The 21,125-nt window shown below is 72.9% G+C and carries 22 protein-coding genes; 6 read left to right on the forward strand and 16 right to left on the reverse strand.

Going from position 1 to position 21,125, the window contains the following annotated elements; genetic code table 11:
• Positions 1 to 89: 89 nt before the first annotated feature.
• Positions 90 to 1,961 carry an ABC transporter ATP-binding protein gene (locus ACQCO7_RS10500; protein ID WP_464077189.1) on the forward strand — a complete coding sequence of 624 codons (1,872 nt, stop codon included), beginning with the start codon at positions 90 to 92 and terminating at the stop codon, positions 1,959 to 1,961.
• Here the strand turns inward: ACQCO7_RS10500 and ACQCO7_RS10505 are convergent.
• The 3 genes from ACQCO7_RS10505 to ACQCO7_RS10515 form a co-directional block, all read right to left on the reverse strand.
• Entirely contained in the window at positions 1,946 to 2,119 is a 174-nt protein-coding gene (locus tag ACQCO7_RS10505; protein ID WP_010352523.1) for a hypothetical protein, read from the reverse strand. The genes ACQCO7_RS10500 and ACQCO7_RS10505 overlap by 16 nt on opposite strands.
• 142 nt (positions 2,120 to 2,261) lie before the next feature.
• A complete protein-coding gene (locus ACQCO7_RS10510) occupies positions 2,262 to 2,903 on the reverse strand; it encodes a DUF899 domain-containing protein (protein WP_464071566.1) in 642 nt (213 codons plus the stop codon).
• Positions 2,904 to 3,036: 133 nt separating this feature from the next.
• The gene (locus ACQCO7_RS10515) at positions 3,037 to 4,365 is read right to left on the reverse strand and encodes an amidohydrolase (RefSeq protein WP_464071567.1); all 1,329 of its coding nucleotides are present in this window, start codon (positions 4,363 to 4,365) and stop codon (positions 3,037 to 3,039) included.
• Between the two features lie 130 nt (positions 4,366 to 4,495).
• On the opposite strand from ACQCO7_RS10515, the gene ACQCO7_RS10520 reads away from it, so the two are divergent.
• Complete coding sequence (locus ACQCO7_RS10520) at positions 4,496 to 5,437, forward strand: endonuclease/exonuclease/phosphatase family protein (RefSeq protein WP_464071568.1); 942 nt, start codon at positions 4,496 to 4,498, stop codon at positions 5,435 to 5,437.
• Between the two features lie 20 nt (positions 5,438 to 5,457).
• On the opposite strand, the gene ACQCO7_RS10525 is transcribed toward ACQCO7_RS10520, so the two are convergent.
• From ACQCO7_RS10525 to ACQCO7_RS10535, 3 genes are all read right to left on the reverse strand, one after another.
• The gene (locus ACQCO7_RS10525) at positions 5,458 to 7,443 is read right to left on the reverse strand and encodes an FUSC family protein (RefSeq protein WP_464071569.1); all 1,986 of its coding nucleotides are present in this window, start codon (positions 7,441 to 7,443) and stop codon (positions 5,458 to 5,460) included.
• A 135-nt stretch (positions 7,444 to 7,578) separates the two neighbouring features.
• Positions 7,579 to 8,355, reverse strand: a complete 777-nt coding sequence (locus ACQCO7_RS10530) for a nucleotidyltransferase domain-containing protein (RefSeq protein WP_464071570.1) — start codon at positions 8,353 to 8,355, stop codon at positions 7,579 to 7,581.
• A 42-nt stretch (positions 8,356 to 8,397) separates the two neighbouring features.
• Positions 8,398 to 10,281 (reverse strand): toll/interleukin-1 receptor domain-containing protein, encoded by a 1,884-nt coding sequence (locus tag ACQCO7_RS10535; RefSeq protein ID WP_464071571.1) that lies wholly within the window; start codon positions 10,279 to 10,281, stop codon positions 8,398 to 8,400.
• Between the two features lie 37 nt (positions 10,282 to 10,318).
• Here ACQCO7_RS10535 and ACQCO7_RS10540 point away from each other — a divergent pair, with 37 nt between their 5' ends.
• Both ACQCO7_RS10540 and ACQCO7_RS10545 read left to right on the forward strand, forming a co-directional pair.
• Positions 10,319 to 11,017 (forward strand): hypothetical protein, encoded by a 699-nt coding sequence (locus tag ACQCO7_RS10540; protein WP_464071572.1) that lies wholly within the window; start codon positions 10,319 to 10,321, stop codon positions 11,015 to 11,017.
• Positions 11,018 to 11,047: 30 nt separating this feature from the next.
• Complete coding sequence (locus ACQCO7_RS10545; protein ID WP_464071573.1) at positions 11,048 to 11,449, forward strand: RidA family protein; 402 nt, start codon at positions 11,048 to 11,050, stop codon at positions 11,447 to 11,449.
• Between the two features lie 66 nt (positions 11,450 to 11,515).
• Here the strand turns inward: ACQCO7_RS10545 and ACQCO7_RS10550 are convergent, their stop codons facing one another.
• The gene (locus ACQCO7_RS10550) at positions 11,516 to 12,232 is read right to left on the reverse strand and encodes an aspartate/glutamate racemase family protein (RefSeq protein ID WP_464071574.1); all 717 of its coding nucleotides are present in this window, start codon (positions 12,230 to 12,232) and stop codon (positions 11,516 to 11,518) included.
• Positions 12,233 to 12,237: 5 nt separating this feature from the next.
• Complete coding sequence (locus ACQCO7_RS10555) at positions 12,238 to 13,680, reverse strand: NCS1 family nucleobase:cation symporter-1 (RefSeq protein WP_464071575.1); 1,443 nt, start codon at positions 13,678 to 13,680, stop codon at positions 12,238 to 12,240.
• 147 nt (positions 13,681 to 13,827) lie between these two features.
• Between ACQCO7_RS10555 and ACQCO7_RS10560 the strand changes: the two genes are divergently transcribed.
• Positions 13,828 to 14,514 (forward strand): GntR family transcriptional regulator, encoded by a 687-nt coding sequence (locus tag ACQCO7_RS10560; protein WP_464071576.1) that lies wholly within the window; start codon positions 13,828 to 13,830, stop codon positions 14,512 to 14,514.
• A 7-nt stretch (positions 14,515 to 14,521) separates the two neighbouring features.
• Here ACQCO7_RS10560 and pip read toward each other — a convergent pair whose 3' ends face one another.
• From pip to ACQCO7_RS10585, 5 genes are all read right to left on the reverse strand, one after another.
• The gene (gene pip, locus ACQCO7_RS10565) at positions 14,522 to 15,472 is read right to left on the reverse strand and encodes a prolyl aminopeptidase (protein WP_464071577.1); all 951 of its coding nucleotides are present in this window, start codon (positions 15,470 to 15,472) and stop codon (positions 14,522 to 14,524) included.
• A 37-nt stretch (positions 15,473 to 15,509) separates the two neighbouring features.
• Positions 15,510 to 16,235 (reverse strand): uracil-DNA glycosylase, encoded by a 726-nt coding sequence (locus tag ACQCO7_RS10570; RefSeq protein ID WP_464071578.1) that lies wholly within the window; start codon positions 16,233 to 16,235, stop codon positions 15,510 to 15,512.
• A gap of 108 nt (positions 16,236 to 16,343) precedes the next feature.
• On the reverse strand, positions 16,344 to 16,784 hold the full coding sequence (locus ACQCO7_RS10575) for a DoxX family protein (protein ID WP_464071579.1): 441 nt from the start codon (positions 16,782 to 16,784) through the stop codon (positions 16,344 to 16,346).
• A gap of 143 nt (positions 16,785 to 16,927) precedes the next feature.
• Positions 16,928 to 17,605, reverse strand: a complete 678-nt coding sequence (locus tag ACQCO7_RS10580) for a class I SAM-dependent methyltransferase (RefSeq protein WP_464071580.1) — start codon at positions 17,603 to 17,605, stop codon at positions 16,928 to 16,930.
• A gap of 92 nt (positions 17,606 to 17,697) precedes the next feature.
• Positions 17,698 to 18,618, reverse strand: a complete 921-nt coding sequence (locus ACQCO7_RS10585; protein ID WP_464071581.1) for an acyltransferase domain-containing protein — start codon at positions 18,616 to 18,618, stop codon at positions 17,698 to 17,700.
• 89 nt (positions 18,619 to 18,707) lie between these two features.
• Between ACQCO7_RS10585 and ACQCO7_RS10590 the strand changes: the two genes are divergently transcribed.
• Positions 18,708 to 18,965, forward strand: a complete 258-nt coding sequence (locus ACQCO7_RS10590) for a DUF6343 family protein (protein WP_464071582.1) — start codon at positions 18,708 to 18,710, stop codon at positions 18,963 to 18,965.
• 51 nt (positions 18,966 to 19,016) lie between these two features.
• Here ACQCO7_RS10590 and ACQCO7_RS10595 read toward each other — a convergent pair whose 3' ends face one another.
• The 3 genes from ACQCO7_RS10595 to ACQCO7_RS10605 all read right to left on the reverse strand — a co-directional run bounded on the left by ACQCO7_RS10595 (position 19,017) and on the right by ACQCO7_RS10605 (position 21,078).
• Positions 19,017 to 19,403: a tetratricopeptide repeat protein gene (locus ACQCO7_RS10595; protein ID WP_464071583.1), complete on the reverse strand. Its 387-nt coding sequence runs from the start codon at positions 19,401 to 19,403 to the stop codon at positions 19,017 to 19,019.
• 56 nt (positions 19,404 to 19,459) lie between these two features.
• Positions 19,460 to 20,059, reverse strand: a complete 600-nt coding sequence (coaE, locus tag ACQCO7_RS10600; protein ID WP_464071584.1) for a dephospho-CoA kinase — start codon at positions 20,057 to 20,059, stop codon at positions 19,460 to 19,462.
• A gap of 80 nt (positions 20,060 to 20,139) precedes the next feature.
• Complete coding sequence (locus ACQCO7_RS10605; RefSeq protein ID WP_464071585.1) at positions 20,140 to 21,078, reverse strand: PAC2 family protein; 939 nt, start codon at positions 21,076 to 21,078, stop codon at positions 20,140 to 20,142.
• Positions 21,079 to 21,125: the final 47 nt, after the last annotated feature.

Genomic DNA, 21,125 nt, shown 5'->3' on the forward strand with positions numbered 1-21,125 from the left:
GACCGCGCGGGCAGCGGAAAGGCGGGCCTGAGGAACGCGAGGTGTCCGGTTCGGAGCGGCTGCTGTTCGGCGGCCCGCTGAGCTACGACATGGGCTGGAACCAGCACCGGGACGCGTTCCTGGAGCTGGGGTTCCGTTCGATGCTCAGCCGGCTCCCCTCACTGCTGACGGTCAGCCTCAGGCTGGCCAGACAGGCGGACCCGCGCGCGGCGAAGATCGTCGTGGCGGCGGAGCTGGCGAGGGGCGCCGCCCAGGCGGTGAGCCTGCTCGCGGTGAACAGCGTCCTGAGCCGGCTCATCGCCCAGGGCCCGATCGAGGCGAGGGTCCGCGACGCCGCGCCCGCACTGATCACGATGGCCGTGGTGCTGTTCGTCAGCGCGCTCCTGCGCGCGGCGTCGACGTACGCGACCGGCCGCCTGGAACCGAAGGTCGAGCGCGTGGCGACCGAGCTGTACCTGGAACGCGCCGCGGCCGTCGAACTCGCCGCGATAGAGGACCACGCCTTCCACAAGCTCCTGGACACGGCGCAGTACGGCGCCCAGTCCGCGCGCAGGATGATCGGCTACGGCACGCGCGTGGTGAACTCGGTGATCTCGCTGGCCGCGGCGGCGGGCGTCCTGACGGTCCTGCACCCGGTGCTGCTGCCGCTCCTGCTGACGATGACGCTGCCGAGCGCGTGGAGCGCGCTGACGAACGCGAGGCGCCGCTACGAGTCGTTCCACACGTGGGTGCAGCACGCGCGCGCGGGACAGCTGATCGCGAGCCTGCTGACGGAACCGGCGGCGGCCCCGGAGATCCGTGTGCACGGCGTCGGCCCGTTCCTGTTGCGCCACTTCCGGTCGATGTCGGAGACCGCGGAGGCGGAACAGGCGCGGCTGGCCGGCCTGACGGCCCGTACGGGGCTGATCGCGGCGGCGTGGACGGGCCTGGCGACGGTCGCGACGTACGCGACCCTGGGCGGCCTGCTGCTGGGCGGCGCGATGGCCCTGTCGGTCGCGGGGACGGCCGTGATCGCGATCCGCAGCGGCTCGGCGAGCCTGAACACGCTGGTCCTGGAGGTGAACCAGCTCCACGAGGAGGCCCTGTTCGTCGGCGACCTGCAACGGCTGTACGTCGAGGCGGCCGAGCGGGCGATCCCGGCGGGCGGGACGGACCTCCCGGAGGACCCGGGGGAGATCCGCTTCGAGAACGTCACCTTCCGCTACCCCGGCGACGACTCCCCGGACCACCGCCCGGCGCTGGACGACGTCTCGCTCACGCTGCCGCTGGGCCGCATCATCGCGCTGGTCGGCGAGAACGGCTCGGGCAAGACGACCCTGGTGAAGCTGCTGGCCGGGCTGTACCGGCCGGAGTCGGGGCGGGTCCTGTGGGACGGCGTGGACGCGGCCGGCGCGGACCGCCGTCAGCTCGCGGAGCGGATCGCGATGGTCGCGCAGGACTTCAAGCGCTGGCCGTTCACGGCGAAGGTGAACGTGGCGATCGGCCGCTCGGCCGCGCCGCTCACCGAGGAGCGGCTCGCGGAGTCCGTCGCGCAGGCGGGCGCGCAGGACGTCGTCGCGGACCTCCCGCGCGGTCTGGACACGCTGCTGGCGCGCCAGTTCAGCGGCGGTCACGAGCTGTCGGGCGGCCAGTGGCAGCGGCTGGGCATCGCGCGGGCGGCCTACCGGCGCGGGCGCATCCTGATCGTGGACGAGCCGACGGCCGCGCTCGACGCGCGCGCGGAGCTCGAAGTGTTCGAGAAGATCCGGGCGCTCGCCGACAGCGGCCAGACCGTCGTCCTGATCACCCACCGGCTGGCGTCGGTCCGCCACGCCGACCTCGTGCACGTCCTGGAGCAGGGCCGGCTGGTCGAGTCGGGCACCCCGGACGAACTCCTGGCGACGGGGGGCGTGTACGCCGAGCTGTACGCCCTCCAGGCCGAGCAGTTCACCGTACGGCTGCCCGCTCACTCTCCGGAGTGACCCCGCACGATCACCAGGAAGGCGTCACCGGCGAGGTCCATGACGACCTCCGCCGGCAGCCCTTCCGAACGCCTCGCGCGCGCGAACTCCTCCGCGGGCCACGACCCGCGCGGGCCGCCCGCGGGGAACCGTTCCAGCACGGTCCGCCCGTTCACCATGTCGTCCTCCAGGAAGCGTCTCCCGTACGGCCGTCCGTTTCCGGCCGTCGCTCGTACTGGAGTGAACGCTCCGCAGGGGCCGAAGGACTCGGCGTATGACAGTACTGAGACCTACCTGACACACCGTCCGCACGCACAGTGATCAGAAGTCGTACTCGTCGTGATAGAGAACGGCCGTTTCGGGCCCCCGTCCCCACACGGTCAGGTCGAGCAGCCCGGCCGCCGTACCGAGCCCGTCGAGTCCGCGCCCGAAGGCGGAGTACGTGTGGAAGACGCGGTCGGCGTCCCGCAGGAAGCAGCTCAGGCCCTGCCGTTCGACGAGTTCGCCGTCGGGCCGCGCGCGGGTCGCCTCGAAGTCGGCGTTGAAGTCGCTGTCGTAGGACGAGTACCAGGGCACCGTCCAGCCGAGCCGCGCCTTGAACGGCAGGACGCGCGTGTACGGCGCTCTGGAGACGACCGCGAACGCCGTGTCCCTCGCCTTGAGGTGGGCGAGGTGGCCGACCTGGTCGAGGAAGGCCGAGCAGCCCCGGCAGCCGGTCTCCCACTCGGGCGCGAACATGAAGTGGTGGACGACGAGTTGGGCGCGTCCCGCGAAGAGGTCGAGCAGGGTCGCCTTGCCGTCGCCGCCCTCGAAGACGTACTCCGCGTCGACCTCGACCATCGGCATCCGGCGCCGCTGCACGCCGAGCGCCTCACGCGCGCGGGCGAGCGCCTCCTCCTTCGCCAGCAGGTCCTCGCGCGCCGCGCGCCACTGTTCGCGCGAGACGATCTCCGGGAGCGACATCGCCCACCCCTTCACGTACGACGGTCCGTCGGAGGGGGTGACTGGAGGGCCGCGCGGAACTCATCGTCGTCCGCGAAGAAATTTTTGGGACCGCACGCATCAGGTGTCGCGCGGATAGCCGGTGTCGCTCGGTTCAGGTGTCGTAGTCCTGGACACGCCGCCCGTGGGCACGGTCGGTGAGGGCGGGCAGGCGGGCCGTCAGCTCCGTGACGACAGACCGCACGTCGACGGTGAGGAGTCGACGCTCGTGCATGAGGACACGGCCGTCGACGATCGTCGTCCGGACGTCGCACGCGCGGGCGCTGTGCACGAGGGTCGCGGCGAGGTCGTGGACGGGCTGGGTGTGCGGGCCGGTGAGGTCGACGAGGACGAGGTCGGCGCGCATCCCGGGGGCGAGGGTGCCGATGCGGTCGCCGAGCCCGAGGGCGCGGGCGCTCTGCGGGCCCGCGTGGTCGAGTGCCTGGCGGGCCGTCAGCCAGCGCGGGTCGCCGGTCGTCGACTTCTGCACCAGCGCGGTGAGGGCCATCGACTCCCAGACGTCCAGGGAGTTGTTGGAGGCGGCGCCGTCCGTCGCGAGTCCGACGGGTACGCCGATCTCGCGCAGCGCGCGCACGGGGGTGGTCGTCGGCCAGGCGAACTTGAGGTACCCGCGTGGGGCGGTCACCACGGACACGCGTCCTCGCGCGCGGGCGAGGACGGGGAGGTCGCGGTCGAGGATGCCGGTGCCGTGCGCGATCAGGATGTCCGTGTCGAGGATCCCGGTGCGCTCCAGGACGTCGATCGGGGTGGCGCCGTGGCGCGCGAGGCTCGTCTCGGCCTGGTCGCGGTTCTCCGAGGCGTGCAGGTGGACGGGGAGTCCGTGCTCCCGGGCGAGGGCCGCGGTGGCCGCGAGATCGGCTTCCGTGACGGTGTACGGGGCGTGCGGGGCCAGGGTGGTGGTGATCCGCCCGCCCGCCCCCTCGCGGTGCCTCAGGGCGAACTCCAGGGACTCCTCGCGGCCCTTCGGCCCCTGGGAGGAGAAGTACGCCTGCCCGAGGTGGGCGCGCATGCCGGTCTCCTCGACGACGGCGGCGACCGCGTCCATCGCGAAGTAGTGGTCGGCGAAGCAGGTGACGCCCGCGCGGATCATCTCGGCGCAGGCCAGGCGCGCGCCCAGTTCGACGTCCCGCGCGGTGAGGTTCGACTCGACCGGCCAGACGACGCCGTTGAACCACTCCTCGGTCGGCAGGTCCTCCGCGAGTCCGCGCAGGGCGACCATCGGCGCGTGCGTATGGCAGTTGATCAGCCCGGGGAGCGCGATCTGCCCGCGCGCGTCGATGCGGTGTGCGGCTTCCCCGGGCGGGTCGTCGCCGATCGACTCGATACGGCCGTCCCGTACGACGACCGTCGCGTCCGTACGGAAGGTGAGACCCGGTTCCAGAATCGTACAGCCCGAGATGACGAGGTCCGCGGAAGGCGTCATCCTGACACCGTACGACGGGGTCCTCGGCCTGCGTGAGCTGTGGCGGGCATCCTGTCCCGGCACCTGTCGCGGCGGCCTCCCCTGACGGCACCCTTGGGCCCTGGAAGCGCGCTCTGGAGGGAGCCCCGTCATGCTCCTCGGCACCTGGAACCTGGAGAACCTCTACCGGCCCGGCGGTCCGTTCGGGCCCAAGGACAAAGCCTCCTACGACACGAAGCTGGCCTCCCTCGCCGAGACGGTCGAGGCCCTCGCACCCGACGTCCTCGGCGTCCAGGAGGTCGGCGACCCCGACGCGCTGGACGACCTCCTGGGCGTGATCGGCGGCACCTGGCACACGGCGCTCTCCGAGCACCCCGACGGGCGCGGCATCCGCGTCGGCGTGATCAGCAGGACGCCCCTGGAGGTCGTCGCGGACGTCAACGCGTTCCCGCACGGTCTGCGGCCCGTCCAGGTCGACGACTCCGGGCTGACGGTCTCCGCGACGGGCCGCGGCCTCCTCGCGGTCCGCACCGGCGCCCTGCACCTCGCGGTGGCCCACCTGAAGTCCAAGCTCCTCACCTACCCGGGCAACCGTTTCTTCCCCCACGACGAGGGCGAACGGGCCCGCTACGGCGCGTACGCGCTGTACCGCCGCGCCTCCGAGGCGGTCACCCTGCGCGCCCTCGCCGACGACCTCCTCGCGGGCGACGGCCGCGCGCGGGACGTCGCCGTCGTGGGCGACCTCAACGACGAGGTGCAGGCCGCCACGACCCAGGTCCTGCTGGGCCCGCCCGGATCGGAGATAGGCACACCCGGCTACAACCTGCCGGACAGGGGCGACCGTGCGCGTCTGTGGGACGTCGCGCCGCTGATCCCGGCCGAGCGGCGCTACTCCCGCGTCAACTCCGGCCGCCGCGAACTCATCGACCACATCCTCCTGAGCCACCAGCTGGTCCACCGCGTGACCGAGGCCGACACCGGAACCCCGTCGGCCGACGGGGTGCTGCGGCTGCCGTCGGTGAACGAGGACCCGAGGGAACGACGGGACGCGCCGGGGTCGGACCATGCGCCGGTGTGGGTGCGGGTGGGGTAGGGCGCGCACGCGGGCGCCCCTCACACCGCCCGCGGCAACCTCGTCCGCCCCCGCGCCCCCGGCACCCGGTGCGCGTCCAATTCCGTCAGCAGTTCGTCGAGCAGTTCCCGGTGCCGTGCGCCCAAGTGGCCCGTGTCGTCGAGTTGGACGGCGCTGGCCGTCGTCGTGTCGACGAGGCGTTCCAGGAGGGCGGCGATCTCGTCGGTGCCGGCGGTGTGGCGGGCGAGGGCGGGGTGTTCGGCGGCGGAGAGGGCGATGGCGGTGCGGGCTTCGGCGAGGGTGCGGTACGCCTCGCGGCGGAGGGCCCAGCGGGTGGCGCGGTCACCGATGGGGGCAGGGGGCGCCTCGGAGGGGCTCTCGGCGCCGTTCGGGGTGTTCTGTGGGGTTCGGCGCACCTCGTGCGTTCCAGGGCGCCTCACGCGCTTCTGCGGCTTCCGGGCCCGGGGCTCCTCGCCGGTGTCGCTCAGGACGTACGCCAGGTACTCCTGCGCGGCCCGAGTCGCCAGCGCGAGCCGGGCGCGTACCTGGCCCCCGCGTTCGCCCGGCATCGGGAGGTGGCCGACGACCAGGACGAGGACGCAGGCGAGGAGGGTCTCGCCGATGCGCCCGGCGGACGCCTGGGGTTCGCCGCCGACCATGACGAGGGCGAGGACGAGGACGGTGACGACGGCGGTCTGCGCGGCGAAGTGGCGGGTGGCGACGGGGACGAGGGCCCCGCAGACGGCGACGAGGACGACGAGCCCCTCGGGCCGGGGCAGGAACGCGGCGAACCCGGCGAAGACGAGCGCCCCGAGGACCGTGCCGGCGGCCCGGTTCAGGACGCGCGAGACGAGCGGGCCGAGGTCGGGTTTGACGAGGAAGACGGCGGTGGCGGGCAGCCAGTACCAGTGCGTGTGCTCGCCGTACCAGTGGGAGTGGTGCAGGGCCTGCGCGATGGCGGCGCTGGCGCCGAAGCACAGGGCGACCCGCATCCCGTACTCCCGCCCGCCCGCGCCGAACGCGGCCCGCAGCAGATCGGCGGCCGTGCGCCTGCGCGCGTGCGGAGCGGCGCCGTGTCCCCGGTCGAACGCCTCGGCGGCGTGCAGCAGCGCGTCGTCCAGGGCGCGCAGCGCGGGAGCGGAGCGCGAGGGTGCGGGCAGCGGTCCGGTGTGCGTGTTCTCGCGGACGGCGGCGGCCAGGCGCCGGGGTCCTTCGGAGGCGCGTTCGGAGACGGGTTCCCCGGCCCAGGCGAGCGCGGTCGCGGCTTCCCCGAGGGGCAGCGCGGCGGCGTACTGCGCGTGCAGCCGCCGTTCCGTGGAGGAGCTGGCGTAGCGGCGCAGCCGGGGTCCGGCGAAGGCGTCCTGCGCGTGGTCGAGGGCGGCGGTGAGGGTGGCCCGGCGCGCGCCGGCGTCGGGGCCGCCGACGGCGTCGAGGAGGGCGGCGATCGCGTCGTACACGCCCGCGACGGCGGCCCGTTCGCCGTCGAAGCGGAAGTCCCCGGCGAGCGAGCCCGGCGTGGGCAGGGCGAGGCGCAGCAGGAGCAGCCAGCCCGCGCCCGCGAGGTACGCGAGGGCGCGCTGCCAGCCCGCCTCGTCGACCGGCATGCCCGCGCCGATCGCGGAGGCGACGAGGACCTGGGTGCCGGCTGCGGACGCGACGGGGCCGATGGCGCTCATGCCCCCGGCGACGAGGCCGAGCGCGGTCAGGGCGAGGGTGAGGACGACGGGTCCCGCGTGCGCGCCCGCGTAGGTGCCGCCGAGGAGTCCCGCCGCACCGGCGAGCGCGGGCGTCCCGAGCCGCTGTACGGACGTACGCCTGCTGCCCGGGCGGTCGTTGATCCCCGCGAGCATCGCGGCGATCGCGGCGACGACGCCGAGCGAGGTGCGTCCGGCGGCCACGGCGACCGCCAGCAGCGGTCCCGCCGCGAGCGCCCCGCGCGCGACCGCCGCCCAGGGGACGGGGCCGCGTTGCGCGCGCAGCGCGTGCGCGAGCCAGGGCGGAAGGGCGACACCGGCGCTTCGGGACACGGGGCTCCTGTCGTGACGGGGACGGGTGCCGTCGGGCGACGTCGGCCGGGGCTTCGGGCTGTCCCTCCACGGTACGGAACGGGTCGGCCGGTTGCGTTTCGTCGAGGTGAAGCGGGGTGTGATCAGCCGGTTTCTTTATGAACGCAACTCCCGCGCCGCCTCCGCCACCCGTTCCCCGAACAGCGCGCCCGCGCGGTCGATCGCCGCCCCGATGTCCCCCGCGTCCACGACGACGCCGTCGACGTCCCGCAGCCCCGCGCGCTCCAGCAGCCGCTTCTCGTTGGTGACCCACTCCCCGCGCGCGGCGAGCACGGCGTGCCCGGTCTGCGTGGCAGCCACGGCGATCGCCCCGATCGCCTCGGTCCACCGTCCCTCAGGCGCGTGCGCGGCGTGTGCGTAGGCGAGTGTGGCGCGGGCGGTGTCGTACCAGCGCGCGCCGGCGGCCGTGCGCAGCTTCTCGGGGTAGCCGTCGGGACGGGGCGCGTCCCCGCGCAGGACGCGGTTGACCGCGAGTTCGGCGACGACCAGGTACGTGGGGATGCCCGCGAGGTGGAACAGCAGCGGCTCGACGTCGTACCGCCCCTCCCGCGCGCGGGTCAGTTCCCGCTCCACGACGTCCAGATCCCGGTAGTGGACGTCGACGCGCCGCCCCTCGACGCTCAGCCACGCGCCCCCGTTGAACACACCCCCACCCCACCCGCCGACCTCGGAGACCTCCCCCGGCCACCCGACCGCCCGCAGATCCGCGGGGTCGAAGGCCCCCCGGTAATAGACCGCCAGATCCCAGTCGCTGTCGGGCCGTTGCGTCCCCTGCGCGCGTGAGCCGCCGAGCGCGACGGCCCGCACTCCGGGAAGCGCGGCGAGCCGGTCGGCGACGGTGTCGAGGAACTGGGCGTCGGTGAGATGGGCCATGACCGCAGGCTACGAACCGTCACCCCGCCGGCACCACGGGTTTCAGCCCGCCGCCGCCAGCCCGAACCCCGCCCCGGAGATCCCGCCGAGCCCCTCCACGATCCCCTTCAACGGCCCTCGCAGCGCGGCCAGTTCGGCGCGCATCGGCTCGCCCTGCACCCACCCGGCCTCGTGGTCGAGCGGGCTGACGGAGGCGGGCCGGGTCGCCTCGTAGGCCGTCAGGCGCGGGTGCCAGGCGGTGGTGAAGGGCCGGATGACGTCGTTGATCAGGCTGTACGACAGACTCTGCACGGTCGGTGCGCCCGTACCCGGCGTGAGGCCGATGCTGTACGTGTGCAGCGTCGCGCGGGTGAAGTCGATCACCGACTTGAGCGAGGCCAGCGCCTCGCGCAGGCTCCCCTCGCCGGGGGCGAGTTCCTGGACGCCGATCCGGGTGACGAGTTCGACCTGGATGTCGAACGCGGCCATCCGCTCGGACTCGCTGGGTGCTGCCACGGGGACCTCCCTCCGGCTGCCGGGAGCCCCCAGGGTATCCGGGCCGCGATCCCCGCACAGCGTGCGCAGAGCGGCCCGCCGGAGGGCCTCTGTGCGGGCCGGAGCGGGGTCGTGGTGGTGCCAGGCGTGCAGAGTGACGGGATGGAGCCGCCAGGCGCCCAGAACGCCGCCTGAGGCGTTCTGGGGGGTCAGCAGGCTCCGCGCGGACAGTTCGGCGATCCCCTGGGCGGCACGTCTGCGCGCGACCGCCCGCGGCACCCGGTCGACGGCGGCCAGCACCCCGGCCGCGTCCCGCGCGGTCACCGGCAGCGGATGCAGAGCGGCGGCGCACCGCAGGACGTCGGCGGCCTCGTCGCCGGCCACGTCCGCGACGACGCCGGCCGTGACGTCCCGTTCGGCCAGCGTGTCCAGGAGCGATCTCCCGCGCGTGTGCAGGAGGTCGTAGAGGGTGCGCGGATCGTGTCCCGCGCGCACGGCGCGTCCCAGGAGCGCGAGCGCGAGGGGATGGCCGTCGACCGCTTCGGCGAGGGCGTCCGCGTCCGTGTCGTCCGAGGCGCCGCCGAGCAGCACGCGCGCGTGGTGCGCGTCGAGCGGTCCCAGGTCGACGGCGGCGCCCTGTCCGCCGTACGCGTGGCTGCGGAGCGTGAAGAGTGTGTGCCCCAGGGGGTGCGGGGCGGTCAGCGCGGCGATCTCCGCCGGGCGTCCCGAGGGGACGTCGTCGACGATCCGCAGGAAGGGTTGGTCGGTGTCCGGGTCCGGTACCGGGGCGTCGTACGACCGTCCGTCCAGCCAGTGGACGCCGCCCGGGTAGGCCGCCGCGAAGCGCAGCGCGTACTCGCGCGCGAGCGCGGTCTTGCCGATGCCCGCCATGCCGCGGATCTGGACGGTCCGCGCCGGCACCCGGCCGGCGGTGAGGGGCGCCGCGTGGGCGTGCAGGGCGGAGTGGATGCGCCACAGCTCGGGGAGCCGGCCGAGGAACTCGGCGTGCGGACCGCGTACGGCGGTCCGGGGCAGCGGCATGGGACCGTCGAGGCGGGCCAGGTGGGCGACGACGTCCGCGACGAGCCCGGCGGGGTCCGCGGGGTCCGCGTGCCGTGCGTCGCGCAGTTCGACGGGGTGGATGTGGGAGGCGGTCGGCTCGGGGTTGACGACCATGACCCGGCGGCGGGGGTCGCCTTCGGCGAGGCCGGCGAGATAGGCGCAGGTCAGCTCCCACTGGCACGCCTCGCGTTCGGGATAGCCGGCGGAGTAGTAGGCCAGCAGGGCCTTGGAGCGCGCCAGTTCGCGGCGGATCGTTTCGCTGATCCCCTCGAAGGGTGCGACACCCGTCTCGTCGGTGAACACCCGCAGCCCCTCCCCGCGCAGCGCACGCGCGAGGGGACGGACCGACTCCACGTCCGCGCGGCTGTAACTGAGGAAGACGTCCCACACGGCGCCTTACCCTACTGTGAGCATCGGGGAGGCGATCATGGGACACAGGCAGCGCAGGCGACGGGGACCGAGCGGACCGTCGCAGATCACGGCGACACTGTCGATACCGTTCGTGGGCGAGATCTCCGGCACCTGGCAGCCGGCCGACGCGGAGCGCAGCGCGGCGTGGGAGCTGTACCTGGAGCTGGTGACCCGGGTCTCGGTGGAGGACCTGCATCCCGACGAGGGGTTCCTGCGCGAGGCGCTGACCTCCCTCTACACGTTCTTCGGCACCACCCGCGACATCCTGCGCCGCTACGGCCCCGACGTCGCCCCGCCGCTGGCCCCCGGCCACGTCAGTTTCGGCGTCCTCGCGGTGACCGTCCTCAACCGCGTCCTGCGCCCCCTCCTGGCCTCCTGGCACCCCCGCCTGGCCGCGTACGAGTCCCGGCGCCCCGAGGGCCGCGACCCGGTCGACTGGGAGCGCGCGTGGGACCAGGCGCCGGCCCTCCGCGCCCAGCTCACGGAGGTCCGCCGCACCCTGTCCTCCCTGGCCCGCACCCTCCAGAAGGTCGCCGACGTGAGCGACCTGATCGACCTCCCGGCTCCCCGTTCTCCGGGGCTGGGGGCAGACAGGGGCACCCCCCCCCGCAGGTTCGAGCGGATCCTGACGGCCCGGAGTCGTGAGACCGGCGCGCGGCCGGAACGTTTCCGCCGTACGAAACTCGGGTGCGGTCACGCGCTGCGGACCGGATGATCGTCAGTCGTCCGCCGCCGAGGAGATCCCATGATCCGCCGCGTCACCTCCCCGAACCTCTTCCGCCCGCCCACCTACTCCCACGCCTCGGTCGTCGAGGCCGGCACGAAACTCGCGTTCCTCGCCGGGTCGGTGCCGCTCGACGCGGCGGGCGCCCTCGTGGGGCCGGGGGATCCGGTGCGGCAGGCCGAGCGGGTCATCGCCAACCTGGAGGAGCAACTCCGTTCGGTCGGCAGCGACTTGGCGCACGTCGTGGTGACGGACGTGTACGTCGTGAGCCCTGACCCGTCCGTCCTGGCGGCGGTATGGACCGTGGTCGAGGCGTCCGGCCTCAGCACCGGCCCCCACTCCTCGACCCTCCTCGGCGTCGCCTGCCTCGGCTACCCGGGCCAGTTGGTGGAGATCACGGCGACGGCGGTGGTACCGGAGTAGGGGGCGCGCGCCGCCGAGCGCGCCGCCTCGCGCCGTACGACAAACACCCCAGCCCTCGCGCCTCCCCTACCCTCCCCTCCCCCAAACCCGCCTCTTGTCCAGCGGCCTCCCATAGCTCCCCGCCCGGCTCGTGTTCAGCCCCAGGGACACCAGGGACTCGGCCAGCTTCACCGCCGCGCCGACCCCGTCCACCACCGGCACCCCCAGCTTCTCGGCGACGACCCGCTGGAGCCCCGTCATCCCCGCGCACCCGAGGACCAGCACCTCCGCGCCGGCGGAAAGGGCCTGCTCGGCGGCGTCGACGAACGCCGACTCCGTGCGTGCGGGATCCGTGAGTTCGAGGACACCGAGCCCCGTGGAGACGACCGCGGCGCAGTTGCGGGCCACCCCCGCCAGCTCCAGGCTGTCCTCGATCTGGCCGCACGTCCGCTCCAGGGTCGTGACCACCCCGTACCGGCGCCCCAGCAGACACGCGAGATGTGCCGCCGCCTCCGTGATGTCGACGACGGGTACGTCGACGAGCTCCCGGACGCCTTCCCGGCCGTGTTCCCCGAACCCCGCCATGACGACGGCGTCGTACACGGGCCCGTCGTACGTGCGCAGCGCGTCGATGACGGCCGCGGCGGAGAGGTAGCTGTCGAGCCAGCCCTCCGCCGACGCGGGCCCCCACGCGGGGGTGAGACCCGTGACGAGGGTGCCCGGCGCAGCAGCGGCGCGGGCACCCCGTACGATCTCGGCGGTCATCTCCTGCGTGGTGTTGCAGTTGGTGACGACGATCCGCACCTGCGTCAGACCTCCTGCTCCGCGCGCTCACGCCGACAGATCACGAGGTAGAGGCCGGCGGCGAGGGCCGTGCCGATGAACCAGGAGTACGGCGCGACGTCGCTGAACGTCTTGACGAGCGCGAGGACCGCGGCGACGCCGGCGGAGGGCAGGAACGCCCACAGCGCCTTGGGGTTGACGCCGTGGCGGTAGTAGTACCGGGAGCCGGGGGTCGCGTCGAAGAGTTCGTCGACGTTCACGCGCCCGCGCTTGACCCAGTAGTAGTCGACCATGATCACGCCGAACAGCGGTCCGAGGAACGCGCCGAGGCCGCCGAGGAAGTAGTTGACGACGGTCGGGTTGGAGAAGAGGTTCCACGGCGTGACGAGCAGCGCGGCGACGGTGCTGATCATGCCGCCGACCTTGAACGTGATCTTCTGCGGCCAGACGTTGGCGAGGTCGTACGCCGGGGAGACGAAGTTGGCGACGATGTTGACGCCCATGGTGGCGATGGCGAAGGTGAGCGCGCCGACGATCAGGACCCAGGTGTTGCCGACCTTGGCGACGAGTTCGGCGGGGTCGGTGATGGCCTGGCCGTAGACCTCCAGGGAGCCGGCGGTGACGATCACGGAGACGACGACGAAGGCCGTCGAGTTGATCGGCAGGCCCCAGAAGTTGCCGCGGCGCACGGTCTTGAAGTCGGGCGCGAAGCGGGAGAAGTCGCAGAAGTTCAGCATCAGCGTGCCGTAGGTCGCGAGGATCAGGCCGATCGCGCCGAACCACTGCCGCCACTGCTCGCCGACGGAGACGGGGTGCGGGGTGGAGGTGAGGGAGATCGACCAGCCGGCCTTGGAGAGGACCCACACGGCGAGCGCGATCATCACGAGCCAGATCGCCGGTCCGCAGAAGTCCTGGAACTTGCGGACGGCCTCCATGCCCTGCCGGATGATCAGCGCCTGGACGAGCCACAGCGACACGAACGACACCCAGCCGAGCGCGTCGAGGCCGAGGAAGGAGTGCTTGGTCCAGGACTCGAGCCCGGGCCAGGCCGCGAGCAGCATGACGTTGACGGCGACGGAGGCCAGGTACGTCTGGATGCCGTACCACATGATCGCGATGACGGCCCTGATCAGCGCGGGGATGTTGGCGCCCCAGACGCCGAAGCTGATCCGGCTGACGACGGGGAACGGCACGCCGTGGCGCTGGCCGATCTTCCCCATCCAGTTCATGCCGATGTAGATCAGCACGAAGCCGACGAGGAGGGCGGTGAAGACCTGCCAGACGTTCATGCCGAGGACCAGCAGGCCCGCGGCGAACGTGTAGTTGCCGAGGTTGTGGACGTCGGACATCCACATCGCGAAGAGGTCGAAGACCTTCCAGTTGCGCTTCTTCGCGGGCGCGAGGTCTTCGTTGACGAGCCGGGGGTCGGGGGTGAACGCGGGCGTTTCGACGCTGCCGGTGAGGGACAAAGGGGCTCCAGAGGGGAGGACTCGGGGAGGCTGAGCGGGTTTTGGTATACCAAAGTGCGGACATGGTCGCGCCGCCGAGCACCTCTGTCGATGTCTCCACCGTTACGGCTGGGTAAAAGACCTCCCGGCGTCGGAGAAAATGTCCGCATGGGCTCCACGACGAAGACCGCCACGCCGGACACCGCGAACGGCGAACCCCTCGGCGCGGTCCGGGAACGCGTCCTCGCGACGCTGCGGCAGGACATCATCGCCGGGCGCCTCGCCCCCGGGGACCGGCTGGTGGAGCGGGAGCTGGCCGAGCGGTTCGGCGTCTCCCGCGTCCCCGTCCGCGAGGCGGTGCGCGCGCTGGTCGCCGAGGGCTTCGTCCACTTCGCGTCCGCGCGCCGGGCCGCCGTACGCGGTCTCACCCCCGACGACGTACGGGAACTCTTCGAGCTGCGCGAGGCGTTGGAGGTGTACGCGGCGGGGCTCGCGGCGGCGCGGGCGACGCCGGAGGCGCTCCGGGAGCTTCGGGGGCTCCTCGACCAGGCGGCGACGGCGACGGAGGCGGCCGACGCGGAGGCCGTCACCGACATCAACACGCGGTTCCACGACCGCGTGCTCGCGATGGCCGGCAACAGCCTCCTCAGCTCCGTGATGGAACCCGTCGACGGCCGCCTGCGCTGGCTGACCCGGCAGAACGAGGACTGGGCCCAACTCCTGACGGAGCACCAGGACCTGTACGACGCGATCGCGTCCGGCGATCCCGGGCGGGCCCGGAGCCACGCGCTGACGCACGTCCAGACCAACTACCGATCGACGGTACGGCGGTTGTTCGGGGACGACGGGGTGTAGCCGGCGTTCAGCGGTCCGCGTACCTGTCCGTCGCCGCCACCAGCGCGTCCACCATCGTGTCCGGGCCGATCGAGTGGCCGACCTCGTCGACGACCGTCAACTCGCTGTCGGGCCACGCGTGATGCAGGCGCCAGACGACGCCCGTGAGGTTGCCGAGGTCGAGGCTGCCCTGGACGAGGCTGCCGGGGATACCGGCGAGGAGGCGGGCGTCGCGCAGCACCGCGTCCGTGTCCATGAAGTGGTCGTTGCCGAAGTAGTGGGTCACCGTGCGGGCGAAGCCCATGCGGAACACCGGGTCCTCGTACCGCTCCACCGAGCGCGGGGGCGCCGAGGCCATCGCCGTCTCCCAGTCGGTCCAGGCGCGGGCCGCGCGCTCGCGGACCTCGGGGTCGGGGGACTCCAGGAGCCGGTTGCAGGCGGCGGCGAGGTTGCCGTCCCGGTCGTCCTCCGGCAGGCCCGCGAGGAACCGCGCGAACGCGTCCGGGAAGACCCGGCCGAGGCCCCGGGTGAGGAGGGCCACCTCCGCGTCGGAGCCGGTCGCCACGCAGGTCAGCACGAGTTCCGACACGACGCCGGGGTACGTCTGCGCGTACCGCAGCCCCAGCACCGACCCCCACGACACGCCCCACACCAGCCAGCGTCCGATCCCCAGCTCCCGCCGCAGCAGCTCCAGATCGGCCATCACGTGGTCGGTCGTGTTGACGCTCATGTCCGTGCCGTACTCGGCCGCGTGCGGGGTGGAGCGTCCGCAGCCGCGCTGGTCCAGCAGGACGACGCGGTAGCGCGCGGGGTCGAACAGGCGCCGGAAGTACGGCCCGCAGCCGCTTCCCGGCCCGCCGTGCAGCACCAGCGCGGGTTTCCCTCGCGGATTTCCGCACGTCTCCCAGTACAGGTGGTTGCCGTCGCCCACGTCGAGCATGCCGTGGTCGTACGGTTCGGTCTCCGGATACAGTCCCATCCCCGCACGCTATTTCGCCCGCCCCCTGGCCCTCACCTCATTTCAGCCCCGCCGCCCTCGCCGCCGTCCGCAGCACCTCCCGCAGCATCTCCGGGGTCAGCTTGCCGGTGAAGGTGTTGCGCTGGCTGACGTGGAAACACCCGAAGACCTGTACGCCGTCCAGCTCCACCCGCGCTCCGTGCCCGAACGCCGGTCTGGGCCTCGGCACCTCCCACCCCGCCGCCGCCAGCGCGGGCCACAACGCCTGCCATCCCCACGCCCCCAGCACGACGATCGCCCTGAGCCCGGGCCGCAACACCTCCAGCTCCTCCACGAACCATGCCCCGCACGCGTCCCGCTCCGCCGGCGTCGGCTTGTTCTCGGGCGGCGCGCAGTGCACCGGCGCGGTGATCCGTACGCCGTACAGCTCCAGCCCGTCGTCCACGGCCACGGCCTCCGCCCGCGAGGCGAGCCCGACGTCGTACAGCGCCTGATAGAGCACGTCCCCCGACCTGTCACCGGTGAACATCCGCCCCGTCCGGTTCCCCCCGTGCGCGGCGGGAGCGAGCCCGACGATGAGCAGGGGCGCGTCTCCTTTGCCGAACCCGGGCACGGGCCGCCCCCAGTACGCCCACTCCACGAAGGCCGCGCGCTTGGCATGGGCCACGTGCTCCCGCCAGCCGACCAGACGGGGGCAGGCCCGGCAGGTGGTGATCCGGGTGTCCAGGGCGGCGAGGGGGTCGGGAGGTGGCGTGGGCGCACTCTGCTGGTCCGGTTCCTCCATACGTCCACCGTAGAGCGGGCGCCCCGCTCTCGCTGTCGAGGGCTCCGCCTCGCGGTGAGGCGTGCGCTGCGGCTCCGTCGCCCTCGGCCTCCCGGCTCCCTCTCACGGTCAGCCCTGTCGGCGTACCAGCCCCGCCAGTTCCGTCACCGTCCCCCGCCGCACCCACGCGATGACCGCCAGCGGGACGAACACGATCAGTGGAGTCGCCGCGTTCTCCCCGTCGAAGACCGTCACCTGCGTGATGAACGCGCCCACCATCAGCGCGGCCAGGGAAGCCGCCCCCACCGACTGGAGTGCTGGGATCAACAGGGCGACGGCTCCGGCGAGTTCGAGGGCGCCGATCGTGTACATCCCCGGGGCTCCCCAGCCGATCCGGTCGAAGGACTCGACCGCCGTGGGGTGGGCGATGAGCTTGGGCAGGGCACTGGCGGCGCCGAAGAACAGGGCGAGGAGGATCTGGACGCCACGGAGGACGGCTCGGGCCCGCCGGGCTCGGGGAGCCGGCGTGGTGGAAGGGGCGGTCGCGACGGGCACGGTGGTTTCGGACATGGCGTTCTCCCTGGTGAACGGTCTCGTTACGGTCGAGAGGTAGACCGCACCCGGAGCCGTTTCTCATCGCCGCCCCGCCCTCTTTCTTCACGCCCTCGCCCCACCCTTCTTCACGCCACCACCGCCCTCGCTTTGCCCCCCTTTCACGCCACCACCGCCCGCACCCACACCCCGTCCTCCGTCAGCACCTCGTCCACCCTCAACCCCGCCTCCGCCAACGCCTCCCCGAACTGTTCCTCGTCCATCGGCCGTGCCAGAAACGTCTGTGTCCACACCGCGTCCGCGAACTCGTACTCGACATGCACCGAGTTGACCCCGTCCCCCACCGGCGTCGAGGACCGTATCCGCACCCGGAACCCGCTCGGATCGGCCCGCTCCCGAGGCACATCGGTGTGATAGCCGGCGCCCTCCCGCTGGATCAGGACACTGCCGCCCGGCGCGGCATGACGAACGCACGTACGGAGCAGCCCCCGCCGCACCTCCGCATCCCCCGCGTGCACGAGGAAGGAGGCGAGGAGGACGACGTCGAAGGTCTCGCCGAGGTCCAGTTCCTCGATGGAGCTGCGCACCGTCCGCACCCCGCGAATCCGCTCCAGCATCTCCGCCGACTCGTCGACCGCCGTGACCTGGAACCCCCGCTCCACCAGAGGGTGCGTCATCCTCCCCACCCCGCACCCCAGTTCCAGAATCCGCGCCCCCGCAGGCACGGCTCCCGCGATCACGCCCGGCTCCGCGCCCACCGGCAACCGCGAGTAGAGCTCCACCGCGCAGCCGTCCGGCGTGATCGCGCCGGGCCCCGTCCCCTCGTACCCATCCCGCATCCTCATCTCCATACCCCTCCAACTCCCCACCCCCGAACCCCAGTTCCCCACCCCCACCACTCCACCCGTTCGAGTGAACCCCCACCCCGCGCTCAACCTTCCAGCAGGAACCACCCCTCCCCGCCGTACCAGTGCCCACCCCCCTCAAGATGCTCCACCACGGCCCGCTCCACGGCGGTCCGCCGAGGCAGCTCCGCCAGCTCCACCTGCGTGGACCCGAACACGAAGCGCACCGGCGTCAGGTCGTGTTCCTCCTCCAGCGCGTGCACATGGAACCGCTCCTGGAAGCGGACGATGTTGGACTCGGCCGGCAGGTACCGCTTCAGCTGGGGATCGAGCAGCCAGGACCCGCACGTGGCGACCAGGTACGGCTCCTCGGGAAAGTGCGCGGCGAAGAACTCGCGCGCGAGCGCGAGGGACCGGTCGCAGGACTCGGGGCTGAGCGGCCCCATGAAGTCGGGGATGTGCAGCCCGAGTGCCGGATCCCCGGCAAAGAACCCGGCCGCGGCGACGGACTCTCCCAGCACCTGGGGAACGACCCCGCGCTGGAACTGCAACCGCCCCAACTGGTAGAGCTCCCCGCGCAGATGGAGGGAGAGCCAGCGCGCGGTCATGATCCCGCCGGTCCCGTGCCACCGCCGGTGGACGGCGACCCCGCGCCCGACGTCGGCGAGGGTCCGCCGGCTGACGTCGGAGGAGATCCCGCGCTCCTGGTGGTACGCGCGCACGAAGGGCAGCGCGGCGACGAAGACGTACAGCGGGAACCACCGGGCGACGGCCCGGGACGCGCCGGGATACCGGGGCAGGTCCACGCCGCCGGTCACGGTCCCCAGGTCCCGTACGAGGTCGGCGACCCCACGCTCCAGGGCCTCCCGGGCCGGGGCGTCGCCGAGGACCTTGCGGCTCAGCCGCAGAGGCTCCTCGATGTCCTGATGCGACACCCCGAGATCGAGCAGCGCCTCCACCAGCCCGTCGGCGTCGGCGAGCACGGACACACCGTCCCTGAGTTCCACGAACCCACCCCCTGTAGCTCCGGAAGAACCGGCTCCTCTGGAGAACGTCTCCACCGAAGAGTACGTTTCAGGAAGGAGTGGTGATCCCGATGCGTACGGGCAGTGAGCCGACGACCGCGCGCAGTGCGCTGCGGATGCGACTGTGGCTGAGCTTGTGGGGTCTGGCCTGGGCCGTCTTCGGTACGGCCGCGTTCGCGCTGGCGGGCCGCCCCGGCTGGGCCGCGGCCTGCGGTGCGCTCTGGCTGGTGATCATGATCGACCTGGCGCTGATCCTGCGGCACATCCGGCAGGGCCCGCACTGGCAGCCGGGCCGCGACGTACCGCCGTACCGGCCGCCGGAGCACTGAGATCCGTACGCGCCGGACACTCGCCACCGGCGTCGGGTCCGACCGCGGCCGTCAGCCCTGTGCGTCGAACCGCGCCGCCCGCAGATACTCCGGGTTCGGGTCCAGCGCGGCGGCCAGCCGGAAGTGGCGCTTCGCCTGGTCGTCGCGGCCCTGCCGCTCGTACGTGCGCGCGAGCGCGAAGTGGGCGAACGCGTTGTCCGGCTCGCGCTCCAGGACGATCGTGAACTCCAGCTCCGCCGGGCGCAGTTGCGCCGCCGCGAAGAAGGCACGCGCGCGCAGGAGGCGGGCGGCGGTGTTCTCGGGGTGCGCGGCGATGACCCCGTCGAGCAGCTTCACCGCACCCCGCGGGTCCCGCGCGGCGAGCAACTGCTCGGCGGCGCGGAAGTCGATGACATGCGTCTCCGGAGAACGTCCGGTCGAACCGCTGGTATCGGGCACGGAAAAGTCCTTCCCTCACTGACCGCGTTCAACGCCCCGCGCGGGGCCCGCTATTCCTACGACGCCGCACGCGCCCTCAGCTCGCCCCACACCTCGCGCACCCGGCGCTCCAGCTCCGCCAGCGGTACGTCGTTGTCGATCACGATGTCCGCGACCGCCCGGCGCTTCTCGCGGGTGGCCTGCGCGGCCATCCTCGCGCGGGCGTCGTCCTCGGTCATCCCGCGCAGCCGCACGAGCCGGTCGAGCTGCGTCCCGGGCGCGACGTCGACCACGATGACGAGGTCGTACAGCGAGGCGAGCCCGTTCTCCGCGAGCAGGGGGACGTCGTGCACGACCACCGCGTCCGCCGGAGCCGCCGCCTCCAGCTCGCGCGACCGGGCGCCGACCAGAGGGTGGACGATCGAGTTGAGCAGCGCCAGCTTCTCGGGATCGGCGAAGACGATCGCCCCGAGCTTCGGCCGGTCCAGACCGCCGTCCTCCCCCAGCACCCCCGCCCCGAACGCCTCCACGACCGCCGCGAGCCCGGCCGTCCCCGGCGCGACCACCTCCCGCGCGATCCGGTCCGCGTCGACCAGCACGGCCCCGGCCTCGACCAGCAACCGCGACACCTCGCTCTTACCGGCCCCGATGCCACCGGTCAGCCCCACTGTCAGCATGGTGAAAGCTTAGGACCCACCACTGACATCGGGACCTGACCGGGGGCCTCGGAACGACGGCGGCCCTGCCGGAGGGCGTCTCAGCCCTCGCCCTCCCGTTCCGCGAGGAACTTCTCGAACTCCCTGCCGATCTCGTCCGCCGACGGGATGTCGACCGGCTCCGCGAGCATGTTGCCGCGGGTCTCCGCGCCCGCGACGGCGTCGTACTGGTGCTCCAGGCCCTCCACGAGGGACGTGAGTTCCTCGTCGCCCTCGCGGATCTGGCGGTCGATCTCGGTCTGGGTGCGGTGCGCCTCCGTGCGGAGGGTGTGCGCGAGGGCGGGCAGGACGAGGCCGGTGGCGGCGGTGATGGCCTCCAGGACCGTGAGGGAGGCGTCCGGGTAGGAGGAGCGGGCGATGTAGTGCGGGACGTGCGCGGCGACGCCCAGGACGTCGTGGCCGGCCTCCATGAGGCGGTACTCGACGAGCGCCTCGGCGCTGCCGGGCACCTGCGCCTCGTCGAAGGGGCTGCGGTGGCCGGGGACCAGGTCCGTACGGTTGCCGTGCGGGGTGAGGCCGACGGGGCGGGTGTGCGGGACGCCCATGGGGATGCCGTGGAACGTCACCGACAGGCGTACGCCGAGCCGCTCCACGATCTGCTGGACGGCCGCGGCGAACCGCTCCCACTCGACGTCCGGCTCGGGCCCCGACAGCAGCAGGAAGGGCGCGCCGGTGGCGTCCTGCACGAGGCGTACGTCGATCGACGGCTCCTCGTAGTCCTGCCAGCGGTCGCGCTTGAACGTGAGCAGCGGGCGCCGCGCGCGGTAGTCGACGAGGCGGTCGTGGTCGAAGCGGGCCACCACCTGGTTCGGCAGTCCGTCGAGCAAGCCCTCCACGATCTGGTCGCCGGTCTCGCCCGCGTCGATGTACCCGTCGAAGTGGTAGAGCATGACAAGTCCGGCCGACTCCTGGGCGAGCGCCATGTCGACGACCGCCAGCCCCTTCGGCTCCCATGCGTACAAACCCTGTGGATCAAGCACTTGGACCGCTCCTCCTCGTGTTCGTACGGCACAACGTCCAGGAGGGC

Source organism: Streptomyces saintjeani (genome assembly GCF_055409605.1).